This window comes from Gordonia sp. Swx-4, assembly GCF_030316175.1.
In the GTDB taxonomy this organism is placed as follows: domain Bacteria; phylum Actinomycetota; class Actinomycetes; order Mycobacteriales; family Mycobacteriaceae; genus Gordonia; species Gordonia alkanivorans.
Genome location: NZ_CP128197.1, coordinates 2,232,997 through 2,258,592 on the forward strand (window position 1 = coordinate 2,232,997; position 25,596 = coordinate 2,258,592).

General features: G+C 68.2%; 25 protein-coding genes and 1 pseudogene. 8 read left to right on the forward strand and 18 right to left on the reverse strand.

Going from position 1 to position 25,596, the window contains the following annotated elements; all coding sequences use genetic code 11:
• Nucleotides 1-29: 29 nt before the first annotated feature.
• Nucleotides 30-1,766 (reverse strand): ubiquinone-dependent pyruvate dehydrogenase, encoded by a 1,737-nt coding sequence (poxB, locus tag PWF70_RS10070; RefSeq protein ID WP_006360876.1) that lies wholly within the window; start codon nucleotides 1,764-1,766, stop codon nucleotides 30-32.
• 160 nt (nucleotides 1,767-1,926) lie between these two features.
• On the opposite strand from poxB, the pseudogene PWF70_RS10075 reads away from it, so the two are divergent.
• Nucleotides 1,927-2,060, forward strand: a pseudogene (locus tag PWF70_RS10075) (LLM class flavin-dependent oxidoreductase); the annotation flags it as partial.
• 219 nt (nucleotides 2,061-2,279) lie between these two features.
• The gene (locus PWF70_RS10080) at nucleotides 2,280-2,696 is read left to right on the forward strand and encodes a DUF7715 family protein (protein ID WP_006360877.1); all 417 of its coding nucleotides are present in this window, start codon (nucleotides 2,280-2,282) and stop codon (nucleotides 2,694-2,696) included.
• An 84-nt stretch (nucleotides 2,697-2,780) separates the two neighbouring features.
• Here PWF70_RS10080 and PWF70_RS10085 read toward each other — a convergent pair whose 3' ends face one another.
• Nucleotides 2,781-3,635 (reverse strand): SDR family NAD(P)-dependent oxidoreductase, encoded by an 855-nt coding sequence (locus tag PWF70_RS10085; RefSeq protein WP_006360878.1) that lies wholly within the window; start codon nucleotides 3,633-3,635, stop codon nucleotides 2,781-2,783.
• Between the two features lie 165 nt (nucleotides 3,636-3,800).
• On the opposite strand from PWF70_RS10085, the gene PWF70_RS10090 reads away from it, so the two are divergent.
• Nucleotides 3,801-4,682, forward strand: a complete 882-nt coding sequence (locus tag PWF70_RS10090; RefSeq protein WP_035752272.1) for a helix-turn-helix transcriptional regulator — start codon at nucleotides 3,801-3,803, stop codon at nucleotides 4,680-4,682.
• Here PWF70_RS10090 and PWF70_RS10095 read toward each other — a convergent pair.
• On the reverse strand, nucleotides 4,640-5,263 hold the full coding sequence (locus tag PWF70_RS10095; protein ID WP_006360880.1) for a maleylpyruvate isomerase family mycothiol-dependent enzyme: 624 nt from the start codon (nucleotides 5,261-5,263) through the stop codon (nucleotides 4,640-4,642). The two genes, PWF70_RS10090 and PWF70_RS10095, sit on opposite strands and share 43 nt — an antisense overlap.
• Before the next feature lie 72 nt (nucleotides 5,264-5,335).
• Here PWF70_RS10095 and PWF70_RS10100 point away from each other — a divergent pair, with 72 nt between their 5' ends.
• Nucleotides 5,336-5,773 carry a MarR family winged helix-turn-helix transcriptional regulator gene (locus tag PWF70_RS10100; protein ID WP_006360881.1) on the forward strand — a complete coding sequence of 146 codons (438 nt, stop codon included), beginning with the start codon at nucleotides 5,336-5,338 and terminating at the stop codon, nucleotides 5,771-5,773.
• Nucleotides 5,774-5,868: 95 nt separating this feature from the next.
• Here the strand turns inward: PWF70_RS10100 and PWF70_RS10105 are convergent, their stop codons facing one another.
• The 9 genes from PWF70_RS10105 to PWF70_RS10145 form a co-directional block, all read right to left on the reverse strand.
• Complete coding sequence (locus tag PWF70_RS10105) at nucleotides 5,869-6,672, reverse strand: ABC transporter permease (protein ID WP_035752275.1); 804 nt, start codon at nucleotides 6,670-6,672, stop codon at nucleotides 5,869-5,871.
• Nucleotides 6,672-7,655 (reverse strand): daunorubicin resistance protein DrrA family ABC transporter ATP-binding protein, encoded by a 984-nt coding sequence (locus tag PWF70_RS10110; protein ID WP_006360883.1) that lies wholly within the window; start codon nucleotides 7,653-7,655, stop codon nucleotides 6,672-6,674. The genes PWF70_RS10105 and PWF70_RS10110 overlap by 1 nt, the downstream gene beginning before the upstream one ends.
• Complete coding sequence (locus PWF70_RS10115; protein WP_006360884.1) at nucleotides 7,652-8,164, reverse strand: GbsR/MarR family transcriptional regulator; 513 nt, start codon at nucleotides 8,162-8,164, stop codon at nucleotides 7,652-7,654. Before PWF70_RS10115 ends, PWF70_RS10110 begins: the two co-directional genes overlap by 4 nt.
• Nucleotides 8,165-8,226: 62 nt before the next feature.
• A complete protein-coding gene (locus tag PWF70_RS10120) occupies nucleotides 8,227-8,712 on the reverse strand; it encodes a PPOX class F420-dependent oxidoreductase (protein ID WP_006360885.1) in 486 nt (161 codons plus the stop codon).
• A 25-nt stretch (nucleotides 8,713-8,737) separates the two neighbouring features.
• Nucleotides 8,738-9,913: a serine hydrolase domain-containing protein gene (locus PWF70_RS10125; protein WP_006360886.1), complete on the reverse strand. Its 1,176-nt coding sequence runs from the start codon at nucleotides 9,911-9,913 to the stop codon at nucleotides 8,738-8,740.
• Between the two features lie 79 nt (nucleotides 9,914-9,992).
• Nucleotides 9,993-11,297 (reverse strand): polysaccharide pyruvyl transferase family protein, encoded by a 1,305-nt coding sequence (locus PWF70_RS10130; protein WP_006360887.1) that lies wholly within the window; start codon nucleotides 11,295-11,297, stop codon nucleotides 9,993-9,995.
• Between the two features lie 61 nt (nucleotides 11,298-11,358).
• Nucleotides 11,359-12,990: an FAD-dependent monooxygenase gene (locus PWF70_RS10135; protein ID WP_006360888.1), complete on the reverse strand. Its 1,632-nt coding sequence runs from the start codon at nucleotides 12,988-12,990 to the stop codon at nucleotides 11,359-11,361.
• Between the two features lie 110 nt (nucleotides 12,991-13,100).
• The gene (locus PWF70_RS10140) at nucleotides 13,101-13,496 is read right to left on the reverse strand and encodes a PIN domain-containing protein (protein WP_006360889.1); all 396 of its coding nucleotides are present in this window, start codon (nucleotides 13,494-13,496) and stop codon (nucleotides 13,101-13,103) included.
• Complete coding sequence (locus tag PWF70_RS10145; protein WP_006360890.1) at nucleotides 13,493-14,686, reverse strand: MFS transporter; 1,194 nt, start codon at nucleotides 14,684-14,686, stop codon at nucleotides 13,493-13,495. Before PWF70_RS10145 ends, PWF70_RS10140 begins: the two co-directional genes overlap by 4 nt.
• Before the next feature lie 153 nt (nucleotides 14,687-14,839).
• Here PWF70_RS10145 and PWF70_RS10150 point away from each other — a divergent pair, with 153 nt between their 5' ends.
• Complete coding sequence (locus PWF70_RS10150) at nucleotides 14,840-15,721, forward strand: LysR family transcriptional regulator (RefSeq protein WP_006360891.1); 882 nt, start codon at nucleotides 14,840-14,842, stop codon at nucleotides 15,719-15,721.
• A 24-nt stretch (nucleotides 15,722-15,745) separates the two neighbouring features.
• Here the strand turns inward: PWF70_RS10150 and PWF70_RS10155 are convergent, their stop codons facing one another.
• Both PWF70_RS10155 and PWF70_RS10160 read right to left on the reverse strand, forming a co-directional pair.
• On the reverse strand, nucleotides 15,746-17,173 hold the full coding sequence (locus PWF70_RS10155; protein WP_006360892.1) for an FAD-binding oxidoreductase: 1,428 nt from the start codon (nucleotides 17,171-17,173) through the stop codon (nucleotides 15,746-15,748).
• Nucleotides 17,174-17,293: 120 nt separating this feature from the next.
• Nucleotides 17,294-20,491 carry an ATP-binding protein gene (locus tag PWF70_RS10160; RefSeq protein WP_035752538.1) on the reverse strand — a complete coding sequence of 1,066 codons (3,198 nt, stop codon included), beginning with the start codon at nucleotides 20,489-20,491 and terminating at the stop codon, nucleotides 17,294-17,296.
• 115 nt (nucleotides 20,492-20,606) lie between these two features.
• Between PWF70_RS10160 and PWF70_RS10165 the strand changes: the two genes are divergently transcribed.
• Both PWF70_RS10165 and PWF70_RS10170 read left to right on the forward strand, forming a co-directional pair.
• Entirely contained in the window at nucleotides 20,607-20,978 is a 372-nt protein-coding gene (locus PWF70_RS10165) for a VOC family protein (protein ID WP_006360894.1), read from the forward strand.
• Between the two features lie 16 nt (nucleotides 20,979-20,994).
• Entirely contained in the window at nucleotides 20,995-21,558 is a 564-nt protein-coding gene (locus PWF70_RS10170) for a mismatch-specific DNA-glycosylase (protein ID WP_006360895.1), read from the forward strand.
• Between the two features lie 121 nt (nucleotides 21,559-21,679).
• Here PWF70_RS10170 and PWF70_RS10175 read toward each other — a convergent pair whose 3' ends face one another.
• Genes PWF70_RS10175 through PWF70_RS10190 form a run of 4 tightly spaced genes read right to left on the reverse strand, consistent with a single transcriptional unit; the run spans nucleotide 21,680 to nucleotide 24,221 of the window.
• Nucleotides 21,680-21,976, reverse strand: a complete 297-nt coding sequence (locus PWF70_RS10175) for a DUF503 domain-containing protein (RefSeq protein WP_006360896.1) — start codon at nucleotides 21,974-21,976, stop codon at nucleotides 21,680-21,682.
• Between the two features lie 10 nt (nucleotides 21,977-21,986).
• Complete coding sequence (gene ppk2, locus PWF70_RS10180) at nucleotides 21,987-22,817, reverse strand: polyphosphate kinase 2 (protein WP_006360897.1); 831 nt, start codon at nucleotides 22,815-22,817, stop codon at nucleotides 21,987-21,989.
• A gap of 28 nt (nucleotides 22,818-22,845) precedes the next feature.
• Complete coding sequence (locus PWF70_RS10185) at nucleotides 22,846-23,829, reverse strand: malate dehydrogenase (RefSeq protein ID WP_035752282.1); 984 nt, start codon at nucleotides 23,827-23,829, stop codon at nucleotides 22,846-22,848.
• Nucleotides 23,826-24,221 (reverse strand): META domain-containing protein, encoded by a 396-nt coding sequence (locus tag PWF70_RS10190; RefSeq protein ID WP_006360899.1) that lies wholly within the window; start codon nucleotides 24,219-24,221, stop codon nucleotides 23,826-23,828. The genes PWF70_RS10185 and PWF70_RS10190 overlap by 4 nt, the downstream gene beginning before the upstream one ends.
• A gap of 149 nt (nucleotides 24,222-24,370) precedes the next feature.
• Here PWF70_RS10190 and PWF70_RS10195 point away from each other — a divergent pair, with 149 nt between their 5' ends.
• Nucleotides 24,371-25,558, forward strand: coding sequence for a hypothetical protein (locus PWF70_RS10195; protein WP_006360900.1), 1,188 nt, complete (start codon nucleotides 24,371-24,373; stop codon nucleotides 25,556-25,558).
• The last annotated feature ends 38 nt before the right edge of the window (nucleotides 25,559-25,596 follow it).

Genomic DNA, 25,596 nt, shown 5'->3' on the forward strand with positions numbered 1-25,596 from the left:
GCCTGCCGAGTATCCAGAACTGGTGGCAGTCAGTCGAACAGTCGCCGGAACACGTTGGTCTCGGCGAGATCGACCAGCTCGTCGCCCCGGCCCGACAACACGGTGCGGAGGGCGTAGAGCGTGAATCCCTTGGCCTGGGCGGCAGTTACCGTCGGCGGGATCGAGAGCTCCTGGCGGGCGGTTGTGACATCGAGTAGCGCCGGTCCGTCGTGGGCCAGGAATTCGTCGATGGCCCCGGCGAGATCGTCGGGCTGCTCGACCTTGCGTCCGCGTATCCCGACGGCCTCGGCGAGTTTCGCGAAGTCGGGGTTCTCCAGATCTGTCCCGTAGTTGACGAACCCGGCCGCTTTCATCTCCACCTCGACGAAGTTCAGTGAGGAGTTGTTGTAGACGACGATCTTCACCGGCAGTTTGTTCTGGGTGATGGTCAACAGCTCGCCGAGCAGCATCGCGAGTCCGCCGTCGCCGGCGAGTGCGATGACCTGGCGCCCGGGGAAGGCGGTCTGCGCACCGATGGCCTGCGAGACCGCATTCGCCATCGACCCATGGGTGAACGAACCGATCAGGCGGCGGGCGCCGTTCATCACCAGATAGCGCGCCGCCCACACGACCGGGGAGCCGACGTCGGGGATGAACACGGCATCCGCACCGGCCTTCTCACTGATCAGCCGGGTGAGGTACTGCGGGTGGATGGGTGCCCGGTTGCGGTCGTTGTCGGCCAGTTCGTCCAGACGTCGACGCGCCTTGGTGTAGTGCGCGAGAGAGGACGTCAGGTGTTCCGGATCGCGGCCGGTCGAGACCAGCGGGATCAACGCGCGCACGGTGTCGCCGACGTCTCCGACCAGCGGTACGTCGACCGGGCACCGGCGGCCGATCTGCTCGCCGCGGATGTCGACCTGGATGATGGTCGCCTTCGACGGGTAGAACTGCTCGTACGGGAAGTCGGTGCCCAGCATCAGCAGGGTGTCGCATTTCTCGATTGCGCGATAGCCCGACGAAAAGCCCAGCAGCCCGGTCATTCCGACGTCGTAGGGATTGTCGTACTCGATGAACTCCTTGCCGCGCAACGCATGCACGACCGGTGCTTGTAGTGTGCGGGCCAGTTCGACGACCTCATCGTGGGCGCCCTGCACGCCGGCGCCCGCGAGGATGGTGACGCGCTGGGCGGCGTTCAGGGTGTCCGCGGTGCGCGTCAGGTCGGCATCGGTGGGCCGCACGACGCGCCGAACCTGCCGGATCGGGGCTCCCGCACGGCGTTTGGGGCACGGCTTGAGGAACAGCTCGCCGGGGATCACGAGCACCGCCACGTCGCGTCGCTCGACCGCGGTCCGCAACGCCACATCGAGCAGTCGCGGCATCTGGTCGGGGGTGCTGACCATCTCGCAGAATGCGCTGCACTCACGGAAGAGCTGTTCGGGGTGGGTCTCCTGGAAGTAACCGCTGCCGATCTCGGGGCCGGGGATGTGGGCGGCGATGGCGAGCACCGGGACGCGGCTGCGATGGGCGTCGAAGAGTCCGTTGATCAGGTGGAGGTTGCCGGGACCGCAACTGCCCACGCAGACCGCGAGTTCGCCGGTGAGAGCAGCCTCGGCGGAGGCAGCGAAAGCAGCGGCTTCCTCGTGGCGGACATGCTCCCAGGTGATGGCCTCGGCGCTGCGTAGGGCGTCGGTGAGACCGTTGAGGGAATCGCCCGGAAGCCCGTATACACGCTGCACTCCGGAACGATCGAGCTCTTCGACGATCCTCTCGGCGACTGTTGTCGACATGGCGATCCATTCGGTCGAGTCCGTGTGAACCCCGACTATAGACGCGACGCCAGCGGTACCGACCTGGTTCAACTTTCGTGCGCGATGATTCGCGGCGTGGCGTTCGGTTTCGCCGATGACACCAGCTGTCCGGCACAGCGCGGTGAACCACTGCAGAGACTCCGTCGACCTCCTCAGCGGCGGACGCCTCAATCCCGGCGTCGCCGTGAGTGTTTCGATGCGCTACGACGATTTCAGGCCCCACTCCACCCGGAAACCCATGACATCGAGAACTTCTCCAAGGATCGCGTCGTCCCAGGGTCTCGTCGTCATCCCACGGACTCGGCGACCTCGCCCGACGACTCGGACCTGTGCTGGCGGGGTAGCCCCGGCGCCTGTGGATGCCGCCGGGCTGTGGATGGCGTCGTCGGCCACGACGCTTCTCGTCGGGGTCCGTCGTCACAGTGGATCGCACCACGCCGGGCGGCGTGGGCCTCGTGTTCTGCGAGGTGGATCGACACACGGGAGTCGCTCATGAAAGTCCTGACCGCCACCTCCTCCGGTGCCACCCGAGAGGATGACTTCTGCCACGCCGTCGAGGGCGAGATCGTGCTGCCGTCGGTGGTGTGCGATTCCCGGACCTGCGGATGCGACCGCGCGTTCGGCGGACTCAACTCTCACCAGGCCACCACGACGATCATGGTCCGCGACCTCGACCTGACCGTCGAGGATCTGGTGGCGGCCGCCTTCGGATATCTGGAGTCCGCAGGATGGGCCGATCTGCTCAGGTCCGATGTCGTGCCCGAAGAGCCGGCGGACCCGGTTGCGGCATACGCCCTCGAGCTGCTGGTGCCGACGCTGGTGCTGGCCGCGCAACTCGATCCCGGAGTCATCATCCGGGTCGCCTACAACCGCAGAGCCGACGCGTGGGAGTACGCCGTGGCGAGCTGATCACCACGCCTGCTCGCCGGCAGACAGTATTTCGGTGATGCGTCCTCGGTCGAGGTCGCATCACCGAAACGAAGTCCCATGGACTCAGCCCTGGTGATCCGAGGTCACCGCGAGGTCCTTCGCGGCGTCGAACTCTGCCCGGAGAGTGTTCAGCCGGGCGTCGGCGAACTCGAGTGAGTCCGAACCCAGGAGCTGGTGCAGCGGCGCGTCGCCCTCCACGGCGACGGTGATGATGGCCGCCGCGGCGCGGACCGGATCGCCCAGCTGGGTGCCGGGCATGGCCTGGTGTGCCCGGGTCATCTCGCGGATGGCGGGATAGGCGTCGACCGTGGACTCGGGCAGACCCAGCGAGGTGGCACGCAGGAAGTCGGTCCGCAGGTACCCGGGTTCGATCAGGTTGACCGAAATGTCGAAGTCGGCGATCTCGGCGGCGAGCGACTCGGTGAGGCCCTCCAGTGCGAACTTGCCTGCGCTGTACAGGCCCCAACCGGGGAACGTGGTCAGGCCGAGGATCGACGACACGTTGATGATGTGGCCACCGCGGCGTGCCCGCATCTGGGGGAGCGTTGCCCGCAGCACGTTCCAGACCCCGAAGATCTGAACGTCGAACATGTCGCGGGCCTCGGCGTCGGTGACCTCCTCGACTGCGGCGAGGAAGCCGTAGCCCGCATTGTTGACCACCACGTCGATGCCGCCGAACCGATCGTGCGTGGCCGCGACCGCAGCGGTGACCTCGGCTTCGTCGGCGAGCGACACCTGCAGGGGGAGAAAGTGACTCGTGTCGATGCCGGCGAGGGCCTCGGTCAGTCGATCCGTCGAGCGTGTGGTGGCGGCGACGTTGTCACCGCGCTGCAGCAGTTGCGTGACCAGCTCCAGGCCGAGGCCGCGCGAGGCGCCGGTGACGAACCAGGTGGCCGGACGATCGGTGGGGTAGCTCATGATTGCCTCCTGTGTGCTCCGGCTCGTCTCTCGAACCGGTGGCACCAGAATCGCGCCGCGAAAGGCCCTGTGGGACGTCATAACTGATCACGTCGAACCCAGGACCGCGCAACCTGGGATTGAGAGACCCAGGCACGGTCCGCACCGGACGCGCATGATGTGGTCATGGCCGATCTGAATCGAGAACTCGCGGATTTCCTCCGCCGTGCTCGGGCCGCGCGCGATCCGCAACAGGCCGGCCTCCCCGATGACGGGCGGGTTCGCCGCGTCAAGGGACTGCGGCGCGAAGAGGTGGCCGTGCTCGCCGGGGTGTCCACCGACTACTACACGCGTCTCGAGCAGGGCCGGCGCATCGTCCCGTCGACGCAGGTCATCGACGCGGTCGCGCGTGCCCTCGGGCTCGACGACGTGGGGCGTACCCACCTGCATGACCTCGTCTCGGCGACGCGGACTTCGCGGGCGGCTGTACGGTCGCGTTCAGCGGTGCAGCGCGTGCGACCCGGACTGCGCCGGTTGCTCGACTCACTCGACGCGCATCCCGCGCTGGTCCTCGGCCGCCGGACCGAAGTGCTGGCGGCCAACCGGATGGCGTGTGCGTTGTTCGCCGACTTCGAGCGCATGCCCGGACGCGAACGGAACTACGCCCGCTGGATGCTGCTCTCCGACGACGCGCGCAGCCTCTTCGTGGACTGGGAGGTGCAGGCCCGCAACGCAGTAGAGGCGCTCCGGCTCGAGGCCGGACGCGCGCCGGAGGATCGCGACCTCATCGAACTGGTCGGGGAGCTGTCGGTGTCGAGTCCGGAGTTCCGGCGGTGGTGGTCGGAACATCAGGTCCACCAGCGGACCTTCGGTTCGAAGCGACTCGTCCACCCGGTCGTCGGCGACCTCACCGTCGATTACGAGACCTTCGAGTTGCCCGGAGACAACGAACAGGCCCTCTACATCTACACGACCGAGCCGGGATCGTCGTCCCGCCAAGCGATCGCGATCCTGGCGAGCTGGAGTCAGCCCGCGCGCGAACCGGAGTCCGAACCATCGGACGGCTGAGGTGCACTCGCCGGGACGCGCCCGCTGAAGCACATCAGGATGTCGCGGATCGGAGCCTCGACGACCTGACCCGACCCGGCTGCGAAGTCGACGTCGGTGGCCTCGAACCGGAGCCCGCGGTTGCGGCGTCGGGCGAAGAACGGGAAGGCGACATCCCAGATCTCCTGTGCCGCGGCCGCGGCGGCGTCGACCGGCATCGGTCGATCGATCCCGAGCGGAACGGCGATGTCCTGGCCGTGGAGGAGGGAATCGATGAGGGGCGCCCGCTCGTTGGTCGCGAACGGGTGACGTCGTGAGCCGACCATCGCGCGGAGTTTGTCCGCGGCCTCGCGCGGTGGTGTCTGATCGCGGACGGCCATCTCGCGGATCATCGTGTTGAACCGGAAGCCGTACCGAACGGCTGCCGGGATGACCTGGCGGGCGCCCGCGTGTGATTGGGTGAGATGCACTGCAACGTCGCGGACCGTCCATCCGGCACAGAGCGACGGTGTCGCGAGTTGTTCTTCGGACAGGGATTCGATCAGTGCGGCGAGGTCGATCCGCTGCTCGTCGATGTGCTTCCACAGGGTGTCACTGTCCATGACGGGCTCCCGTTCCGAATTAGTCAGGGTGCCTGACCATATTAGTCAGGAATCCGTACTAACGTCAACGGCGTGACCGACGAACGACCGGCCCTAGGCGTCCTGATGTTCGTGGCCCACCGGTCCATCGAACGGCGGGTCATGGCACGGCTCGCCGCCGTCGGGGCCGACGACATCACCCTCGCGCAGAGTCGCGTGGTGCAACGGCTCGCGCCCGAGCCGATGCGGCTGACCGACCTCGCCGAGCAGGCGGGCGTCACCAAGCAGACCGCCGGTGGCATCGTTGACCAGCTCGAAGCCGCGGGATACCTCGTCCGCGTCCCCGACCCGTCGGACCGCCGGGCCCGGCTGGTGACTCTCAGCGACCGTGGCGTCGAGCTGTGTGAGATCGCGGCGCGGGAGGTCGAGGCCATCGAACAGGAGTGGCGCGATCACCTGGGTGCCGACGACTTCGCGGCTCTGGAGAAGTCGTTGATGCGCCTGCGTGAGGTCACTGACCCCTATCGCTGAAGTAGATCTCGTCGCGCCGACGGTCTCGATCGCGGCGGCGATCAGGTCGTCGGGCAACCACTCCGGGATCATGATCATGAGTGTCCGGTCATCGGCTAGGAGGTGATGGCCCGGCGTTCGTAGGTGCGCAGGGCGAGTCCGTACGATACCGCGCCGATCCCCAGGCTCCAGGCGATCGCGGCGATCACACTGCTCGTGGAAACCGTTGCGGCGGTGAGGGCTCCTCGGAGAACCTCGATCACCGGGGTGAACGGCTGGTACTCGGCGAACTGTTTGACGCCGACGGGCAACGAGTCGGCGGGAACGAAACCCGTGCTGAGGAACGGCATGATCGTCAGGAACATCGGCGAGTTGCTTGCGGTTTCGACGGTGTCCGCGGCGAGGCCCAGGTAGATCGCGAGCCAGATCAGGGCAATCGAGAACAACCCGGTGATGCCCAGGGCTCCGAGCCACCCGAGTGGGTCGACGTTGGGGCGGAAGCCGAGGGCGATCGCCACCGCGAGAACGACCGCGATGCTGAACAGCGCCTGGATGAGGCTGGCCAGGACATGTCCGACGAGCACCGATGACCGTCCGATGTCCATGGTGCGGAAGCGGTTGATGATCCCCGAGGTCATGTCCATCGCGACGACGATTGCCGAGCCTTGCACGGCTGACGCGATCGTCACCAGGATGATGCCGGGGACGACGTAGTCGAGGTATGCGGCGCGCCCGGTGGCCCCGCCGGACGTGGTCATCCCGGCGCCGAGCTGCCCGCCGAAGACGAAGACGAACAGCAGCAGGAACACCACCGGCAGACCCACCAGCATGATGGTCAGCGACGGGTACTTGACGAGCCGCCGGAGGTTGCGGCGCAACATGACCCGGGAGTCGGACACGGCATAGGTGAGTGTGCTCATCACGCGGCTCCGGACGTGTCGGCGTCGGTCTCGACGGGTTCCTCGGCCGGCGCACCGGTGAGGGCGAAGAAGACGTCGTCGAGGGTGGGGGTGTGGACGTGGACGTCGGCAACCTCCACGTCCGCAGCGTCGAGCAGATTGAGTGTGGTGCGGATGGTGGACACCGTGTCGTCGGTGGCGATGTCGAGCCGGTGTGACTCGACGATCGGCCGTGCGGAGGGGAGCAGCCGTCGGGCGGAGTCGAAGGCTTCGTCGTCGGGGAACGTGAGACGCACCTCGGAATCGTGCACCCGCTTCTTCAGTTCCGCCGCAGTGCCTTCGGCGACGATGTGGCCGTGATCGAGCACGGCGATGCGATCGGCGAGCTGGTCGGCTTCCTCCAGGTACTGGGTGGTGAGGAAGATCGTGACCCCGTCTCCGGCGAGGCCGGTGATGATGTCCCACAACACCCGTCGGCTTCGCGGGTCGAGCCCGGTCGTCGGCTCGTCGAGGAAGATGACGCGCGGGGTGGACACGAGGGTCATCGCGAGGTCGAGGCGGCGGCGCATGCCGCCGGAGTAGGTCGACACCGCCCGGTCCGCGGCGCCGGTGAGGTCGAACTGTTCGAGCAGATCGTCTGCGCGCCGCCGGCCGGCCGCACGTCCGAGGTGACGGAGATCTGCCATGAGGGTCAGGTTCTCGCGGCCGGTGAACAGGTCGTCGATGGCGACGTACTGGCCGGTGACTCCGATGATCGATCGCACCGCGCGGGCATCGGTCACCGTGTCGTGGCCGTCGATGGTCACACTGCCGGAGTCGGCGGGGAACAGTGTCGAGGCGATGCTCACCGTCGTCGTCTTGCCCGAACCGTTGGGCCCCAGCAGTGCGGTCACCGAACCGGCTGGAACAGTCAGATCGATACCGCTCAGAACCTGGTGCTCGCCATAGCTTTTCGCCAGTCCGCGGATGAGGATCTCGGCGCCGGTGGTCTCTCTGTGGGTCATGACCGTGTGCCCTCCGGCGGGGAGGCCGGGATCTCGCCGGCCGCGATGAGCACCTCGCGTTCCTTCTGCCATTCGGCGTACAGGGCCGGGATGCGGTTGGTGAGGAACTCGGTGAACGCCGCGATCTCACTCAGGACCGCGCGACGTTCCGGCGGGGCGTCGCGGAGGACCTCGAGTCCCTCGCGTGCGAGCGCCCCCAGTTCCTCGTACTCGGCGTTGTCCATCCCGAGGCCGCGTGCCGACGTGATGTCGATCGAGATGCGATCCATCCGTTCACCGGCCGCGCGCGACCGCTTCACCTGGCCCACGGACTCCAACGTCGTGATGGCGTTGGTGATCGCCGAGCGACTCGCCAGCAGGGCGTCGCTCAGTTCGGCGATCGTCGGGGCGGGCGGCTCGCACACCGCCAGATAGCCGAGAACGCGACCGACCATCGGCGGATAGCTGTACCGGCGCGCACAGAACCGCGCCATGTGATCGGCGAACGTCAGCTGGGCGTCGAGTGCCATGCATCACAGTGTGCGCGCATGACTGAGATGACACAAATATGTGTCATCTGAAGCGACTACCTTCAGTCGTCCTGCGCGTCGAGCTTCGCGGCGACATCGGCGGGGAATCCGCCGGTGGCGATCGGTCCCCAGTGCGTCGGGGTGACGCGGATCAGCGACTTTCCCTGCAGACGCATCGCGGCGCGGTACTCGTCCCAGTCCGGGTGCTCTCCGGAAATGCTGCGGAAGTAGTCGACGAGGGCATCCTCGGCGTCCGGCATGTCGAGGACCTCGGCGTCTCCGTCGACCTGGACCCAGGCGCCGTTGAACTCGTCGGACAGCACGACGACGCTCGCGACGGGGGTGTTGCGGAGGTTCGCGGCCTTCGCCCGGCCGGGGTAGGTCGAGATCACGATCCGACCGTCGGCATCGACTCCGCCGGTGACCGGGGACAGCTGTGGCCCGCCGTTGGATCGGACGGTGCCGAGGATCATCTTGTGGCGTGGCCGGATGAACTCCAGCAGTGCTTCGCGGTCGACGGCATCGGCTTTCGCAACGGTTCTGGCCATGCCGACGACCCTACGCCGCAGCGGTTCAGGGCAGAGCGGAGATCAGACCGGCGAGAATCGCCGACACCGGCGACTCCTGCTTGCCGTCGACGGTGATGTCGTCGTCGCTGTTGACAAGGATGATGATCGTCGTGTCGGAGTCGTAGTCGTGGAACAGCGACGAGTTGAAGCCCGGGAAGTCGCCGTCATGCCCCCACCAGCCGTCCCGGTTGCCGATACCGATGCCGTAGCCGGCGGTCGCGGTGTTCGGCGGGGGAGACGTCAGGATCGAGTCGCGCCGCAGTTGCTGTGTCGAAGGATTGAGCACGCCCCGGCCGGTGAACAAGGCGTCACCCCACCGCTGCAGATCGTCGAGGGTCGAGATCACCGCGCCCGCGGTGAAGGCGAAGGACGGGTTCCAGTTCGTTGAGTCGACCGTCTTGCCGGCCGGCTGCCCCTGGCTGGTCACGCCGTCGACGTGCGGATCCGGGATCTCGACGGACCCGCCCGGCCACGACGAATCGTTCATGCCCAGGGGACGGAAGATCCGGTCGTCGAAGGCGTCGCGAATCGGCTGCCGCAGAACCCTTTCGATGAGCAGCCCTAGCAGAACGTAGTTGGTGTTCGAGTACTGCCAGCCCGCCCCGGGTGCGAATGCTGGCGGCAACGACCTCGCGGTGTCGACGAGTTGGGTTGGCGGCCAGTCGTATCCGGGATCGGCGAAGAACCTCTGTGTGAAGGCGTCGGACAGGGTGTAGGACGGGATGCCGCTGGTCATGTCCGCGACCTGACGGACGGTCGCGTTCCCGTTGGGTGCGTCGGGGACGTACTCGCTGATCGGATCGTCGAGCGAGACCCGCCCGTCCTGGACGAGTTGCAGCAGGATCGTCGCGGTCATCGTCTTGGTGAGCGAGCCGATGCGGGTGTGATCGGAGGCGGTGATCGGCCGGTCCTCGCCCTCGACAGCAGTGCCGGCCGTGCCCGTCCAGATGCCCGCCGGCGAGATGACGCGAGCGATGACGCCGGGGAATCCGCCGGATGATCGGAGGTCGTCGAGCACCTGCTGGAAGGCCGCGCCGCTCTCGGCGGACACCGAGGTCGGGGTGGTGCTCGACGACTCCGAAGTCGTCTGGGATGGCGAACAGGCGGCGATGCCGAGCACGGCGGTCACACCGCACACCAGAAGTCGTAGGGCAGTGGGGCGCGCGGGCCGACGGGTCATTTTGTGATCCTCTCCCGCGGATGCCGGAACAGCGGGCACATCGGGCGATCCCGGCGCAGATTCCGCGCTGTCGGAGGTGTCAGGCGCGGTGTGCGAACAGCGGGGCCACCGGATAGATGTCGAGTGCGGTGGCGACCTTGGCTTCGATGGCGCGCGTGCGGTCCGTCGTGCCGAAGCCGCCGGCGGTGGGGCGATCGGGGATCGTGTCTCCGGAATCGACGACGCTCCAGGCCGATCCGGCCTCGACGAGGGATCGATGCTTGGTCGAGTAGTAGACCGGCATCGGCACGATCGCCACGCCCGGGTCTCCCGCCGCAGCCGCGATGAGGTGCGGGTGGAAACGCGTGCTGATCCAGGTGCTGCCCTGCCCGGCGGGCAGCCCGCCGAACCAGACGTCGCAAAAGTTGAGGACGCGCGCACCGTCGAGACGCGAGCCCAGACGGAAGGGCACCTCGTAGTCATGACCCGGGATTCCTTCGACGACAGTGACCGCCGATCCCGGGACCTCCCAGGCGTCGAGAGTGTCGTGGACGAATGCTGCGAGCGCCTCGACGCCCGATCCGCTTGGCCCGGTGAACTTCTCGGTGAGGTCCGACTGCAAGCAGAGCACGACGCCGCCGCCCTGCCCGGGTGTCTCGGCAGGTACCTCGTCGCGGTAGACCGCCGGTTGCGGCCGGTGCAGCGCGAGCCAGGCATCGTCCCCGGACTGCCGCACGTCGACCGCACCCTCCAGCGCCTGCGCCGATGCGGTGTCGCGCACGTCGACGATGTCGAACGCGCCCAGCGCCGTGACCAGAGCCGTCCACGCCGGTTCCTCGACCGTCGGCACCAGGCCCTGCCCGGTGGCCACCACCTTCGTCCCCGATCGGCCGGAGACCGCGGCGGCCGCCACGAGCAGCGACACGTGGTGCGGCCACACGCTGTTCACATATCCGCCGCCGAGCAGGTGGATGGTGGTCGCCGAATGCAGGAGGTCGATGCCGGCGGTGAGACGTGGCGCCAGCCCGGCATCGAGGACCGCTCGACCGACCCACGACCACGGGGCGTCGGGTTCGGTCTCGGCGGCGTGGTTCGAGAGTTGCCACAGTGTGTCGACGACGCGCAGATCGGGGTGGGCGTCGCCCATGAGCGCGCTCGCCGATCCCGGACTGTGGCAGTCCAGGATCACCTTTGCCTGGGGGCGGATGCGCGCGAGGCGGCGCAGCCACGTGCGTGCGATGAGCTCGTCTCCGTAGTTCGGGTAGCCGGTCGGTGCGATCAGGTAGATGACCTCGCCCGAACCCAGGGCGCGACCGACAGAGGACTCACTCGCCCGGCGTCGCGCCGATGCCTCCACCCGACCTGCCAGCGCGCGAACACGCTCCAGCTGCCCCCATTTCGTCATGGTGAGAGATTACGGTGACGGCTCGGCTGCGCCACTCGGCGGTCCGGGGACCGGGGTCGCCTCACGCGAACGTGGCACGGAGGTACGCGAGGACCGTGGCGGTGTCGTCGAGCGGCCCGCGGTAGCCGAGATAGCCGTCGGGGCGGATGACGAAGGCCGTCGATCCGTCGGGGAGATATCCGGCGGCGAAGCGGTTCTCGGTGTCGCGGAGCAGCGGCAGGTCGGTGCTGCCGACCTGCGCGGTCGGCGCGGCCACCACGTGCGCGGTCATGTGCCCGCGGGCCGCCTTGGTGACCTCGGCGGCGAGATTCTCGAGCACGGCCACGTCCTCGGCCCCCGCGGCGGCGTCGGCGTACAGCACGAGAGCGTGGTCGACGCCGCTCAGCAGCGAGTACAGCCGGAGCGGATGATTCACCGAGTCACGACCGAGTCCGGCGGCATCCGGGGCCCGTTCACCCGCCCGCGGTGCGGCCGGCGCGGAGGGGATCGTCGAGCCCGCGGTGATCGGGCTGTCGGCGTAGGAGATCAGCAACTGGGCTTCGCGGCGCGTCACGAACTCGACGTCGGTGGAATCGGATCCGATGCCTTCCCGCGCGTCGCGGACCGTTCGCCCGACGACTTCTTCTCCGACGGGGCGTCGTTCCAGGTCGTAGCTCTCGAGCAGGCCGGGAGCCGCGTCGCCCGCGACGGCCAGCGCCAGCTTCCACGCGAGGTTGTGGGCGTCCTGCACGCCGGTGTTCATGCCCTGCGCGCCGGTGGGCGGATGGATGTGCGCGGCGTCCCCGGCGACGAAGACTCTTCCGCGACCGTAGGAGTCGACGATCCGGTGGCTGATGCGGAAGACCGACGACCACCGGAGGTCCGACACGGTGGCGGGTTCGGGCGACAACCGGTCGACGACGGCCTGGATGTGCGACAGCTCGGGAGTGCGGGTGCCCTCGAACCCGTGGGCGACACCGTCGCCGCCGGAGGTCGGACCGATCGCGAGTTCGTCGGGTACGAGCATCGACATCCGATACCGGCCCCGTCCCGGCAGCGGGATGCACACCAGCAGGTCGTCGGTGGTGCCGTCGTCGGCCTGGTGCATCGCGCGGATCGCGTAGCCGCGGGGCATCGACCAGTCCACGGCCACGTCGCCCAGCATGTACTGCTCGGTGAAAGCCCCGCCCTCGAAGCCCAGACCAAGTCCTTTGCGGACCGTGCTGTGGGCGCCGTCGGCACCGATCAGATAGCCCGCGCGGACCGAGGTCTCGGCGCCTGCCGCGTCGGTCAGGGTGACCGTGACCCCGTCGTCGTCCGGTGTGAACGCCGACACGCGGACACCGCGCTCGATCTCGGCGTCGAGGTCGGTGAGCCGGTCCCGCAGGACGCGCTCGGTGGAGTACTGCGGCAGCAGGTGGAACCGGAAGGGCACGTCGGCCGGCGTGACCAGGTCGATCCGCGAGACCTGAGAACCGTTGACGAACACGAACTGCCCGCGCATCTCCATGCCCGCGTCCAGGATGTGCTCGAGCACCCCCATGCCCTCGAACACCTCGAGCGTGCGGGGTTGGATACCAACGGCTTTCGCGTACTGGGGAGGCTCGAGGAGCGGGTCGACGATCCGGACCCGCACACCTCGTCGGCGGAGTTCGATGGCGGCGGTCAGGCCGATCGGGCCCGCGCCCGCGATCAGTACGTCGACGTCGTTCATACAGAGACCCTTCGTCGGTGGTCGTGTGCGGTGTTCCCGGACCGGATTATTCGCTGGACCACCGATGCCGGTGCGGTACTCGGTAAATGTGGCACGGCATCGTTGGGGACTCAGCGCGGGATCGACGACGGTCCGAGGATCTCGGCACCCAGCTCGGTGACCCGGGCGCGCAGCTCGCGATCGGCGGTGACGACCACTCGACGGCGGCGGGGGTGGTCGCCGACGACGTCGACGATCGTGTCGTCGCCCGACGCCGGGGCCTCGACGACCGTCACTGCGGGAACCGACGCGATCCCGCGCGCTCTTCCCTCCACGACGAGCACCACCTCGATCGGGCCGGTCAACACGTCGAGCCCGGGCTCGGCGAGTTGCGCGAGCCGGTCCCGTAACCGCTGCGCCGCACCCCGGCGGTCCCGCCACCAACCGTCCGGCACGGATCCGACGACGTTCGCGCCGTCGACGACGAGCAGCGGGACGTCGAGGCGGGACGGCGTCGGATCGTTCATGTGCCCATGAGCCCACGGTCGGCGCCGTCGCGCAAATCCGATGTCCCTCGACGGTGTTGATCACGCCGCCGAAACCTGGTCTCCACGAACCACAGTCCCACTCCGGTGACCGGAAACGCGGCGCCCAGGACGCAGACGGCCGACCAGCCGAACGATGCGAAGACGAGAACCGACAGGATGCTGCCGACCGATCCTGCGGTGAAGTACGTGGTCATGTATGCGGTGTTCAGCCGACTCCGGGCATCCGGCCGCAATGGGTAGAACACGCTCTGATTGGTGATGTGCGTGCCCTGGATTCCGAGGTCCAGGAGAGCGACACCGAGGCCCATCGCCACGATGGAACGCTCTCCGGCGGCCAGCAGCAGGAAACTCGCTGCCGTCACAGCCAGCATGAGACCGGTCTGTTGGTGTCCGTATCCGCGGTCGACTCCTCGGCCGGCCCCTCGTGCGGCAAGTGCACCGGCGACCCCGGTGAGCGTGAAGAGCCCGATGCCGGCGTCCGACCAGTCGTATCGTGGTCCGGCGAGCACGAATCCGATGCTGGTCCACACCACGCCGAACGACGCATAGGTGAGCATGCCGTAGCCGATCCTCCAGCGGAGCACCGGCTCATCGGCCACCAAGTGGACCACCGATCGCAGCAAGGCGCCGTAGGTCAGCTCGGTGGTCGGTGGACTGGTGGGCAGCGCGGCGACGGCGATGCCCGCGACCGCCATCAGGACCGCGGCGGTCAGAAAGACCGTACGCCAGCCGGCCACCTCCGCGATCAGACCGGCGACCACCCGCGACAGGAGTATCCCGAGCAACAGGCCGGTCATCACGTTCCCGATGACGCGCCCACGTTCGGCCTCCGCGGCAAGTGTCGCGGCGAGAGGGACGAGAAGCTGGCCGACGACCGAGCCCGTGCCGACCAGGACCGCAGCAGATGCGAGCACCTGCCAGGACGGCGCGCACGCCATGACGGCCAGACACACGCCGGTGACAATCAGCATCGCCCACAGCAACTTGCGCCGATCCAGTAGATCGCCGAGCGGCACGAGCAGGGCCAGACCGATCGCATAACTGATCTGGCTCGCCGTCACGACAAGTCCCACGCTCGTGGTCGAAGCATCGAGATCGTTCGCGATCAGGGCGACGATGGGTTGCGCGTAGTAGCTGTTGGCGACGACGAGTCCGGATGCGAGTGCCATCAGGAGAACGGATCGCCGACTCAGCGAGTGTGCTGCCGTCGTGGAGAGTGACATGCACCGATCGTTGCCGAGGCCTTTTCAGCTGTCCAACAGATAGACTTGATCGTTCCAAGCGACTGGACCGATGGATGGCGTGCTGGATACCATCCGTCGATGGAACTCCGGCAGTTAGAGCACTTCCTGGTGGTTGCAGACGAGGGAAACTTCACTCGCGCAGCAGCTCTCGTGCACATGTCGCAGTCGGCGCTCAGCTCCTCGATTCGCTCTCTGGAGCGGCAGTTGTCCGCAGAGCTTTTCGAGAGAACCACACGACGGGTGCTGCTCACCGACGCGGGCGTGGCGTTACGTGATCACGCTAGGCGGATCATCGGTGAGGTCGCCGCTGCGCGCCTGGCGGTGGAATCCATCACCGGCGTCGATGCGGGAACGATCGACATCGGAACCGTGCAGACCTTCACCGCGATCGACCTTCCCGCGACGATGGCGCTGTTCCATCGTCACCATCGGATGGTGCAGATGCGACTCCGCGAGGCGACCACCACCCAACTCATCGAAGCGCTGATCGAAGGGGAACTGGATCTGGCATTCGTGGCTCTCGACGCGACGCCACTGCACACCTCCCTGACGGAGGTGGCGAGATACGACGAGTCGCTCGTCGCGATAGCGGGCCCCGACCACCCGATCTCGGTGAAACGCAGCGTCGACCTGGACGAACTCGCCGAGCACGGCTTCATCGACTTCGAGGCCGGTCCCGGACTGCAGACCGTTGTGGCGGACCTGTTCTCCGCCGCGCGCGTCCAGCGCGAGATCACCTGTCGTGTCGGTGACATGGGTCGGTTGGTCGATCTCGTCCACCATGGTCTCGGTGTTGCCGTCGTACCGGCTCCGGTGGCGCACGCGGCGAACCTGGTGGTGGCCGTTCCATTGGAGACGACCCCGCCGGCCACTCGGTCCCTGGCGTTGTTGTCGAGGACCGGAGGACCGACCAATCCTGCTGCGAAGCGGTTTCTCGGCCTGCTCGACCATCCGCGCTGACCGGTGTTCGATCGACGGCCCGCGTCAGCCGATGTCGCCGTGACAGAACCGGTCGTACGGGTCGAGCGTCGCCTTGATCTCCAGCAGCCGACGGCGGTGCTCGGCGCTGTAGGCGTCGGCGGCGCGGCCGGCGCGCTCGGCACCCGAGGTGAAGTTCAGATACGTGGCGCCGGTGACGTAGGGCGCGAGTTCGGTGCGGGTAACGCGCTGGGTCGATTCGACGGCGAGCGCCACCTGGGGGTCGGGGACCATCGAGATCAGTTCGAGGAGGAACCGTCCGGAGCGTGCCCGGTCGTTGGCGGCGTGCGCCGCACCTCGGGCGATCGCGCCGCCGGCGTGACGGATCTCGGCGGACATGATGAGCGGTGCCGAGCCCGGGGCCGGACGAGCGCATCCGGCGATGATGTCGATCGCCTCGTCGTGCAGATCGTCGAACCACTCAGTGGTGACCATGACCGGCATCGGCTCGGTGGGGTCCATGCTGATCGCGTCCGTTGCGGCGAAGGGCATCTCGTCCCACATGTCGACCAGGGGTGTCCGCCAGTTCCGCCACCCGTCGACGATCGCCCGGCCGGTGGCGAGGTCTCCGGACCAGCATCCGCGCACCACTGCGAAACTGCCGCCGCGCAGCGGTTCCGGGACGTCGTCGGTGGGCGGCAGATTCAGGATGGTGACGGCCGAGGTCAGGGCTTCCGGCTGAGCCGGTGCCCAGTCGCGGAACCGACGTATGATCTCCTCGGCCTCGGCGGCCGGGTAGAAGAGGTTGCCCGCGTACACCGTGCTCACATCGGCGAGGGCGATCTCCATCGAGGTGACCACACCGAGGCTGCCGGCACCCCCGCCCTTCAGAGCCCAGAAGATGTGCGGGAAACTCGCGTCGCTGACGCGGATCGGCGTCCCGTCGGGGATCACGAGATCGAAGGAGAGCACGGAGTCCGACGCCAGCCCGAACCGTCGGCCGAGCCAACCGAAACCGCCGCCGAGGGTGTAGCCGATCGCGCCGACGATGCTTGCCGAACCCATCAGCGGCGCAAGGCCGTACGGAACCGCGGCGTCGAGCACCGCCTTCCAGGTGGCGCCGGCGGCGACGCGAGCGGTCCTGGTGACAGGGTCGACGGCCACCGCGGTGAGCCGGGACGTGTTGATGAGCAGGCCGCCATCGGCCGCCACCCCGGTCCCGTGACCGGTGGCCTGGACCGTGATCCGCAGATCCTCCTCGGCGGCGAACCGCACGGCCTCGACGACGTCGAAGTGATTCTCGGGAACGGCGATGACCGACGGGCGGTGGATGACGAGTCGGTTGAATCCGGCGCGTGCCTCGCGGAAGCCCGCGTCCCCGGGGCCGAGGACCGCGCCGGCGATCCGGTCACGCAGTTGTGCGAGCACCGAGGTGCGGGTGCGGACGATCAGCCGTTCGGGGCGGCCGGTCGGTGAGGTGGGAGTCGCGGTCATACGGTGAGTCCTCGGGTGTGGCCGGCTTCGCCGGGCGTTCGGTCTGGTTCCGGGCAGGCCGGGTTCGTCAGACCAGATTCACCGACGGTTCTTGAGGGCGACTTGAGGCGGACTTGGGGCCTACGCGGTCGGGGAGACGCCCCATGCCGAGGCGACGGCGTCGACCCGTTCGACCAGCGCTTTTGCCTCTTGCGCCACGGCGGTGGCGCGAGCCCGTCCGAGGGTCGTGCCGAACGTCGACGCCGGGCGACCGTTGGCGTACTCGTAGCGGGCGCGAACGAGAAGACGGTGTGCGTCCCCGTAGTGTTCCCCGGTCCGTTCGGCGAAGTCGTCGGCTTGATCCAGGAGGGCGGCCGCGTCGGTCAGCTTGCCGGCGGTGACCAGTATCTCGGCATGCAGTCCGAGCCAGAATCCGTCGCCGGTGCGCGGCCGGTCGGCGTTGCCGGGTCGGTCGGGGCCGGCGTCACCCGTCTCCAACCGGTCGATGCGGACCAGGGCGTCGTCGATGTCGCCGGCCATGGCGCGTGCCCACCAGTACATGCGTTCGCCGCCGCGACGCAGATAGGCGAGCGGGCCCGCACTCTCGGAGTCGATGATCTGTCCAGCGTGGAGCGCCCACTCCGCATCGCCGATCGTCGCCGCCGCGCCGACCGCGAAGATGGCGGTGCCCAGCCGGGACCTGGGGTCGGGGCGTGCGTCGGTGATGCTTGCGAACAGTGTGCGGCCGGCATCCCGGCCGAGGTGGACCGTGGCGGCCCAGGCCCGGAAGCCGCGTGCCATCGTGAGCTGGTCGTCGCGGAGCCCGTCGACGTCGTCGAGCGGCCCGTAGGTCTCCAGGATGCGATGAGCCGCACCGTAATTGCCGCGGGTGAACTCGTCGATCCCGGCGGCCTGCATGCCGAGGTGGACGACGACGGGATCGTCGGACCGTTCGGCGCGGACGCGTAGGTCGTTCGCGAGCCGGTGTCCGGTGTGCGCGTCGGCGACCTGGATGTGCGCGGCACAGCGCGCATAGTCGAGGGAGGCCAGCAGCCGCCGGTCGCCGAGCGTGGTGGCCAGCGTGCGGGCGCGTTCTTGAAGGTCGGGATCGGCGGCGAAGTAGCCGTGTACGGAGACCTCGCCGGCGAGTTGGGTGGCGATCGCCCGGAGCTCGGCCTGCTGGTCGCCGGTGGCCCGTGCCAGGGTCGACGCGTCGCCGAAATGGCGCTTCGCGCCGTCGAAGTCGTAGGTGCGCAGAGCGATGTCACCCGCGGTCAGCAGCGCGCTGGTCGTGCGCTCCCGGTCGGCGAGCGGACCCGCCGACCAGAGATGGCGCGCGACCCGGCTGACCGCATGCGGCGAGGAGTTGCCGGCGAGCGCATCGGCGATGGCGAGGTGGATACGCCGCGCGCGCATCGACGGAATCCCGTCGGCGATCGCCTCGCGGATGATGTCGTGGCTGAAGCTGAATCCGAACGGGTCGGCGGGTCCGAGGTCGACGACCCCGGCGGCGGAGGCGGGTTCGAGGGTGTCGAGCGCCTCGTCCACCGGTCGTCCGGCCGCGGTCGCGAGCAACACCAGATCCACCCGGGTGCCGATGAGAGCGGCGATGTCGAGGAGTTCGGTTGTCTCCGGGGATAATCCGAGCAGTCGCTGGCGAACTACGTCACGCACCCCGGACGGCACGGCATTGCCCGCGATCGAGCCCCGATCGGCGAGGATGCGTGCCAGTTCGCGGACGAAGAAGGCGTTGCCGCCGGTGCGTCGCTCGATCGAACTGACGGTCGCGACCTCCGGCCACTGTTGCGTCTCGCGGCGGATCAGCTCGGAGATGTCGTCCCCGCGGAGGGGGCCGACGTGGATACGGCGGTGCTCGGGGAGCCGCGCCAGTGTGGCGAGGGTCGAGGCGACGACCGGCCGGTGGGTCGGCGACCGCAGCGAGGCGAAGAACGTGACGCCCGCTGTCCGACGAGAGGCCATGTGTGCGAACAGTTCCAGCGAGGCGCCGTCCGCCCACTGGAGGTCGTCGAGGACGATGATCAGCTTGGTCGTCTCGGCGACGCCGTCGAGGAGGTCGGCGGCCTGGTCGTAGAACTGGAAACGTGCTGCGGCGTCTGGCATCTGACGCGGTGGCGGGATGACGTTGACGCCCTCGGTGACCATTCGGCCCAGCGAGCTGTCGAGGAGTCGTTCCCGGTCGGCCGGATCGAGCTGGGGAAGTACCGTGCCGAGGATCTGCACCCACGGCCACATCGACGGTGCCGCAGGATCGTCCACGCACCGTCCCCACAACACCCGTAGGTCGGCGGCCCCGGCCGCTCGCCGTCCCGCCTCGTCGATCAGGGCCGTCTTGCCCGCACCCGGTTCGCCTTCCACCACGACGACCCCGCCGTGCCCGGCCATCGAGGCGAGGACGGCGCGGTGCAGCGCGGCCAGTTCGTCGGTTCGCCCGACCAGCGTCGGCGCGTCGTCGAGAGGTTCGGGGGCGTGTGTCGCCGCGGTGGGTTCCACGGCATCGGTGCTCAGGGAACCGGTTGCAGCGGTGACGGACCTGCGCGACGCTGCCGGTGCATCGAGGTGCGGTGCGTGATCGAGGATGTCGCGTTCGAGCTCACGGAGTCGTGGGCCCGGGTCGACACCGATCTCGTCGGCGAGGATGCGTCGGGCGCCGGCGATCGCGCCGAGCGCATCGGACTGCCGTCCGAGCCGGTACAGCGCGGTGGCGAGCAGAACCCACAGTCCTTCGTCGAGCGGCGATCTCTTGACGGCGCCGTCGAGTTCGGTGACGAGGAGATGATGGTCGCCCGCGGCCATCCGCGCCTCGAAGGACATCTCCCGCGCCGCGCCGAGCATGCGGTCGAGATGGTCGGCGGCCTCGTCGCGGAATGCCAGTCCCTCGAACTCCGGGAGGATCGGCCGGTAGGACTCGAGTACCTTCTGCAGGAGTGGGGCCGCGGCGGCGGTGTCGCCCTGCTGCATCAGGGTTCGCGCCGAGGCCAGGTCCGTGGTCAGCCGGCGCAGGTCGACCTGGTCAGGGGTCGTCGGCAGGCTGTAGCCGGTTCCGTGGGTGAGCAGCACGGTCGAGGGACTACGCGGCTTACGGTCGGGTTCGAGGGCCTTGCGCAACCCCGAGATGTAGGACTGCAGCGACACTTCGGCGCGGTCGGGTGGTGAGTCGCCCCAGATGCCCTCGATCAGCCGGTCGGCACGTAGCGGTGCACCCTCGGCGAGGACGAGCTGCGCGAGTGTGGCCCGCTGCTTGCGGGTGCCGAGTTCGACGGGATCGGAACCGATCTGGGCGCCGAGCCCGCCCAAGACCGTGTACGAGAGTCCGAGCATCAGCGTGAGTGTAATGCTCCACAACCCCTCGAGGGAGGGGTTGAGGACCAGGACCGGTCCTTCGTCCGACAGACGCGGACGCCAGATGTCGGTGGGCGGCGATACCTTTGTCCGCATGACTCTCACAGTGGGCATGATCACCGTCGACACCCTTCAGCCGATGCCGCTCGCCACGTGGTGGGCCGAGGCCCTCGGTGGCCGGATCATCCAGGAGAACGAGGGGTTCTTCGTCGTCGTCTCCCTCGAAGAGGGGGCACCGCTCCTCGCATTCCAGCAGGTCGACGACCCGACCCCGGGGAAGAACCGCATCCACCTCGACCTCACGACCGAAGATCGCGAAACCGAGGTCGAACGACTCATCGCCGCCGGCGCGACGAAGATCGCCGACCGTGAGATGCCCGGTTTCGGCTGGGTGACGCTGGCCGACCCCGACGGCAACCAGTTCTGCGTCGCCGGACGGCACGAGGCCGAGGGGACCTTCGACTGACGTCTAGCCTCGGGGGATGGGATTCACCAGGGCCGAACTCCTCGAGTTCCGGGATCGCACCGTCGACGACCTCGTCGGTGACGACTGTCGATTGCTGTTCGTCGGGATCAACCCCGGCCTGTGGACCGCCGCCACCGGCGCCCATTTCGCGCGCCCCGGCAACCGCTTCTATCCCGCGCTGGCACGCGCCGGGATCGTCGACCGGATCATCGACGCGTCCCGCGGCATGTCCGAGGCCGACGCCGAGTTGCTGACCGGACGAGGAGTCGGCATCACGAACGTCGTCGCCCGGGCGACCGCGACCGCCGCGGAACTCACGGTCGAGGAGTTTCAAGACGGGGGTCGTCGGCTGCGGGAACGTGTGCGTGAGATCCGGCCACGAGTGGTGGCGGTCGCCGGGATCACCGCCTACCGCAGCGCCTTCGGGCGTCGCGACGCGGTGTCGGGTCGCCAGGATGAGACCTGGGACGGGGCCCAGCTCTGGGTGGTCCCGAACCCCAGCGGACTCAACGCGCACGAGACCGTCGACTCGCTGGCCGCCGCGTATCGGGAGGCAGCGGTCGCGGCCGGCGTGGTCTGAGCGGGCGTCGCCGAAATCTGCCCGAAAACGACCCTGGACAGTGCCACGGGCGACCCAGCGTCCGTCGGCTTCTGGAGGGCGGATTCCGGGGGCGCTTCTCAGCCGGACCTTCGGCCGGGTCTCAGAGGTCTTCTGAGTTGAGGATCCGACGCCGCACCGAGAGGAGCTCCACCTCGGGATGGTTGGCGGCGGACCGCTCGACCGCATCGAGCACATCGACGACGTGGGTCCGGTCGGCCGCCACCACGCTCGTGCCGATCACCGCGCGCCGATGCATGTCGAGGTGACCGACCTCGGCCGCAGACACCGAGAACCGTCGTCGGAGTTCGGCGACGATCGGCCGGACGATGGACCGTTTTTGTTTCAGCGAGTGCACGTCACCGAGGCGATAGTCGAACTCGGCGAACCCGATCCACATCAGAACGCGATCAGTGGTCGGTGCGGATCAGCGTCGCCACGTGGTCGGGAACGTACTTGGACAGCGATCGCGGCGGCCGGTGATAGTTGCCCGACTGGATCGGTTTCTTCGGCAACGTCACCTCGGGGCGGGGTACCTCGCCGTACTCGATGTTGTCGAGCAGGTGCGAGATCATGTTGAGCCGCGCGTGCTTCTTCACGTCGGATTCGACGACGTACCAAGGGCTCAGGGCGGTGTCGGTGTGCACCATCATCTCGTCCTTGGCGCGCGAGTAGTCCTCCCAGCGGTACACCGACTCGAGGTCCATCGGGCTCAATTTCCACTGTCGCACCGGATCTTTCATCCGCTGCCGGAACCGCTTGAGCTGTTCGTCGTCGGAGACGGAGAACCAGTACTTGCGCAGGATGATGCCGTCGTCGATGAGCATCTGCTCGAAGATCGGTGTCTGCCGCAGGAATCGGGTGTGTTCCTCGGGCGTGCAGAATCCCATGACCTTCTCGACTCCGGCACGGTTGTACCAGGACCGGTCGAACAGCACGATCTCACCCGGCGCCGGGAGATGCGCGACGTAGCGTTGGTAGTACCACTGCCCGCGTTCACGATCGGTCGGCGCGGGCAGCGCGGCGACGCGTGCGATGCGAGGACTCAGATATTGGGTGATCCGCTTGATGGTGCCGCCCTTGCCCGCGGCGTCGCGGCCCTCGAAGACCACCACCACGCGAGCGCCGGTCTCGCGCACCCATTCCTGGAGCTTGACCAGCTCGGTCTGCAGCCGGAACAGCTCGGCCTCGTAGACATTGTTCGGAATCTCCTGAGGCCTCTGCTTGTCCTTCTTCGCCATGGGAAGAGACTACGGGCTGCGGAGGCGATCAGGAGGTCAGAGCAGCGACGCGTTCGGCTTCGAGTTCCGCGACCGAAGCGTCGATGCGTGCCCGGGAGAACCCGTTGATCTCGAGTCCTTCGACGATCTCCCATTGTCCGTCGACCGAGCGCACCGGGAACGAGCAGACAATGCCCTCGGGCACGCCGTACACGCCCGGTGACGGGAGTGCGGTGGACGTCCAGTCGTCGGCGGGGGTTCCGAGCACCCAGTCACGGACGTGATCGATGGTCGCGTTGGCCGCCGACGCCGCCGAGGACGAGCCGCGCGCCTCGATGATCGCGGTGCCCCGACGTGCGACGGTCGGGATGAAGTCGTCGACGAGCCATTCGCGGTCCGCGGCGAGGTCGGCGCCGCTCCGGCCGCCGACGCGTGCATGGAAGATGTCGGGGTACTGCGTCGCCGAGTGGTTGCCCCAGATGGTGACCCGGCTGATCTCGCCGACCTCGACCCCGGCGCGATGGGACAGCTGGGCGATCGCGCGGTTGTGGTCGAGGCGGGTCAGCGCGGTGAACCGTTGGGGTGGCACCTCGGGAGCGTGGGCAGCGGCCACCGCGGCGTTGGTGTTCGCGGGATTGCCCACGACGATCACCCGGACGTCGTCGGCGGCAACCTCGTTGATGACCGCTCCCTGTAACGCGAAGATGTCGGAGTTGGCCGCGAGCAGATCCGCGCGTTCCATGCCCTTGGACCGTGGGCGAGCGCCGACGAGCAGAGCGAAACTCGCACCGTCGAATGCCTTGCGCGGGTCGTCGAAGACGTCCACGGACTTCAGCAGACCGAACGCGCCGTCGTCGAGTTCCATCGCGGTTCCCACGGCGGCCGGGACCGACTGGGGCAGCTCGAGGAGTCGGAGGGCGATGGGCTGGTCGTGGCCGAGCATGGCGCCGGCGGCGATCCGGAAGACGCTGGCGTACCCGATGCTCCCGGCCGCACCGGTCACGGTGACGACAGCCGGTGCGGAACGTCTCACGAGTACTTTTCCATCAGGAGGACCTGGGTTCCCGGTCCGGAGAGTACGAGTGCGTGGCCCGCCGAGTACCAGGTGAGGGGCTCTCGGGTGAGCGCGGTGATCCACTCGTCGGCGCCGGCGCGTGGACCGGGGCACGCCATCATCGTCGAGGCGAGCGAGCCGACGCGCAGCACCGATCCCTCCACGGTCATCTCACCGACGTGACGGTTGCAGCCGGCGAACAGGGAGATGCGGTTGGCGGCGGTGAAGGTCAACTGGAGGGGGCCGCCGCCGGGGATCTCGGGGCCGGTCACCGCCGTCGACGAGTAGGACTTGCCGACGAAGGGCGGAACCGCAGGCGCGGCGTCACCCCGACCGGCGGCGAACGCACCGAGACCCGACACGAACAACACCGCGCTGACCAGCGCAACAATGCGTAAGCTGATGCGATGTTCGCGGGCTGGGCGGAGTACGCGTGCCGTCTGTCGGCGATCCCCGAGGCTCACGTTCACTACGGTAGCCGACCGGATGGGGGATGCGATATGGCCATCGGAGGTGAGATGTGGTTCCGGTGACCTGCCGAACCGAATATCTGACGGGGCGCCACCACATCTCCGCGGGGGCCGCGTGGATCGTCATGATGGTCGCGATGATCGCGCTCGTCGGGCTGAACATCGCCGGCGTCGACGGTCTGCTCATCTCCGCAGTGGTCGCCGGACTGCTCGCCTTGTCGCTGTTCGCGGCTGCATACGGCCGACTGGGCGAGCGCGGAGCGGTGCTGCTGACCGTCGACGACGACACCGTCTACTTCGGCAACGAGGACCGCACGCTGGTGTCCTACCCCCTGAGCGCGCTGCGCTCGTTCGCGATCGGCGGACCGGCGGACGACACCTCGCCGATGACCGGCCGGCGGGCCCAGCACCTCACCGTCTTCGGACAGAAGTACCTCAAGCTGACCTTCGCGCGAGAACAACCGCGCGCCGGCACCGGAGCCGACGAAGATCTCGACCCCGACTTCTGGCGGGTCGCGATCATCGAGGGCGATCCGGCAGCGTCCGCGGTGATCGACAGGCTACTAGTCCATGCGCCGCAACGTGTTTCGACGGAAACGAAGGCCGCTCCGCCGAAGGAGAAGGCGTCGGTGGCGACGGTGCCGCCCGACCACGACCCCTCGAACGACGAGCACTCACCCGTCGATCTGCGCCGGCCTCGCATCGCCGACGCGGGATCGGACGAGGCCGCCGAGCGGTTGTGGGAGGAAGCGACGCGGCGCCACGACGAGGTGCTCAGCGCGTACGGGAGCTATGAGCTCGATCCGGCGCTGCTGTTGAAGTATCCCGCGGTCACCGACGTGACCGTCGATCAGACCCAGACCTTCCATCTCGCGCTCGACGAGGCCACCGCCCTGCGCACCGACTCCTACCCGGGCAATCGCGGTCGCGCCGACGCCTACCAGCAGTCGGTGGCTGCCCTGCGGCGTGCCTGGATCGCCTGTGAGAAGCACGGACGACGCATCGGGGCCGGCTACCTCGAACCCGCCGACCAGAACGCCCTCGACACCGCACTCAAGCTGTACAACCATGCCGAGGCGAGCAGCACCCCGGCAGAGCAGGCGACGTACTACGGCCGGGTTCGCGACATCGTCACGACGATGACCGACCGCGGGGTCCTGCATCCGCCGGAGGCGGCGGTCGCTGAACTGAGCGCCGTCACGCGTCGCGCGCTGGAGGCCGGCAAGTCCAACGCGTGACCCGTCGACGATCTCGGGAGGAATCATGCGGGGATACC

What these genes read in the sequence shown, in the direction of transcription:
- PWF70_RS10115 (WP_006360884.1), bottom strand. Translation starts at nt 8,164, where the DNA reads ATGGCACTCGACGCCCAGCTGACGTTCGCCGATCACATGGCGCGGTTC.
- PWF70_RS10125 (WP_006360886.1), bottom strand. Translation starts at nt 9,913, where the DNA reads ATGACCCGTCGGCCCGCGCGCCCCACTGCCCTACGACTTCTGGTGTGC.
- poxB (WP_006360876.1), bottom strand. Translation starts at nt 1,766, where the DNA reads ATGTCGACAACAGTCGCCGAGAGGATCGTCGAAGAGCTCGATCGTTCC.
- PWF70_RS10105 (WP_035752275.1), bottom strand. Translation starts at nt 6,672, where the DNA reads ATGAGCACACTCACCTATGCCGTGTCCGACTCCCGGGTCATGTTGCGC.
- PWF70_RS10140 (WP_006360889.1), bottom strand. Translation starts at nt 13,496, where the DNA reads ATGAACGATCCGACGCCGTCCCGCCTCGACGTCCCGCTGCTCGTCGTC.
- PWF70_RS10110 (WP_006360883.1), bottom strand. Translation starts at nt 7,655, where the DNA reads ATGACCCACAGAGAGACCACCGGCGCCGAGATCCTCATCCGCGGACTG.
- PWF70_RS10170 (WP_006360895.1), top strand. Translation starts at nt 20,995, where the DNA reads ATGGGATTCACCAGGGCCGAACTCCTCGAGTTCCGGGATCGCACCGTC.
- PWF70_RS10090 (WP_035752272.1), top strand. Translation starts at nt 3,801, where the DNA reads ATGGCCGATCTGAATCGAGAACTCGCGGATTTCCTCCGCCGTGCTCGG.
- PWF70_RS10135 (WP_006360888.1), bottom strand. Translation starts at nt 12,990, where the DNA reads ATGAACGACGTCGACGTACTGATCGCGGGCGCGGGCCCGATCGGCCTG.
- PWF70_RS10175 (WP_006360896.1), bottom strand. Translation starts at nt 21,976, where the DNA reads ATGTGGATCGGGTTCGCCGAGTTCGACTATCGCCTCGGTGACGTGCAC.
- PWF70_RS10120 (WP_006360885.1), bottom strand. Translation starts at nt 8,712, where the DNA reads ATGGCCAGAACCGTTGCGAAAGCCGATGCCGTCGACCGCGAAGCACTG.
- ppk2 (WP_006360897.1), bottom strand. Translation starts at nt 22,817, where the DNA reads ATGGCGAAGAAGGACAAGCAGAGGCCTCAGGAGATTCCGAACAATGTC.
- PWF70_RS10080 (WP_006360877.1), top strand. Translation starts at nt 2,280, where the DNA reads ATGAAAGTCCTGACCGCCACCTCCTCCGGTGCCACCCGAGAGGATGAC.
- PWF70_RS10145 (WP_006360890.1), bottom strand. Translation starts at nt 14,686, where the DNA reads ATGGCACTCGCATCCGGACTCGTCGTCGCCAACAGCTACTACGCGCAA.
- PWF70_RS10155 (WP_006360892.1), bottom strand. Translation starts at nt 17,173, where the DNA reads ATGACCGCGACTCCCACCTCACCGACCGGCCGCCCCGAACGGCTGATC.
- PWF70_RS10095 (WP_006360880.1), bottom strand. Translation starts at nt 5,263, where the DNA reads ATGGACAGTGACACCCTGTGGAAGCACATCGACGAGCAGCGGATCGAC.
- PWF70_RS10085 (WP_006360878.1), bottom strand. Translation starts at nt 3,635, where the DNA reads ATGAGCTACCCCACCGATCGTCCGGCCACCTGGTTCGTCACCGGCGCC.
- PWF70_RS10160 (WP_035752538.1), bottom strand. Translation starts at nt 20,491, where the DNA reads ATGCTCGGACTCTCGTACACGGTCTTGGGCGGGCTCGGCGCCCAGATC.
- PWF70_RS10130 (WP_006360887.1), bottom strand. Translation starts at nt 11,297, where the DNA reads ATGACGAAATGGGGGCAGCTGGAGCGTGTTCGCGCGCTGGCAGGTCGG.
- PWF70_RS10150 (WP_006360891.1), top strand. Translation starts at nt 14,840, where the DNA reads ATGGAACTCCGGCAGTTAGAGCACTTCCTGGTGGTTGCAGACGAGGGA.
- PWF70_RS10165 (WP_006360894.1), top strand. Translation starts at nt 20,607, where the DNA reads ATGACTCTCACAGTGGGCATGATCACCGTCGACACCCTTCAGCCGATG.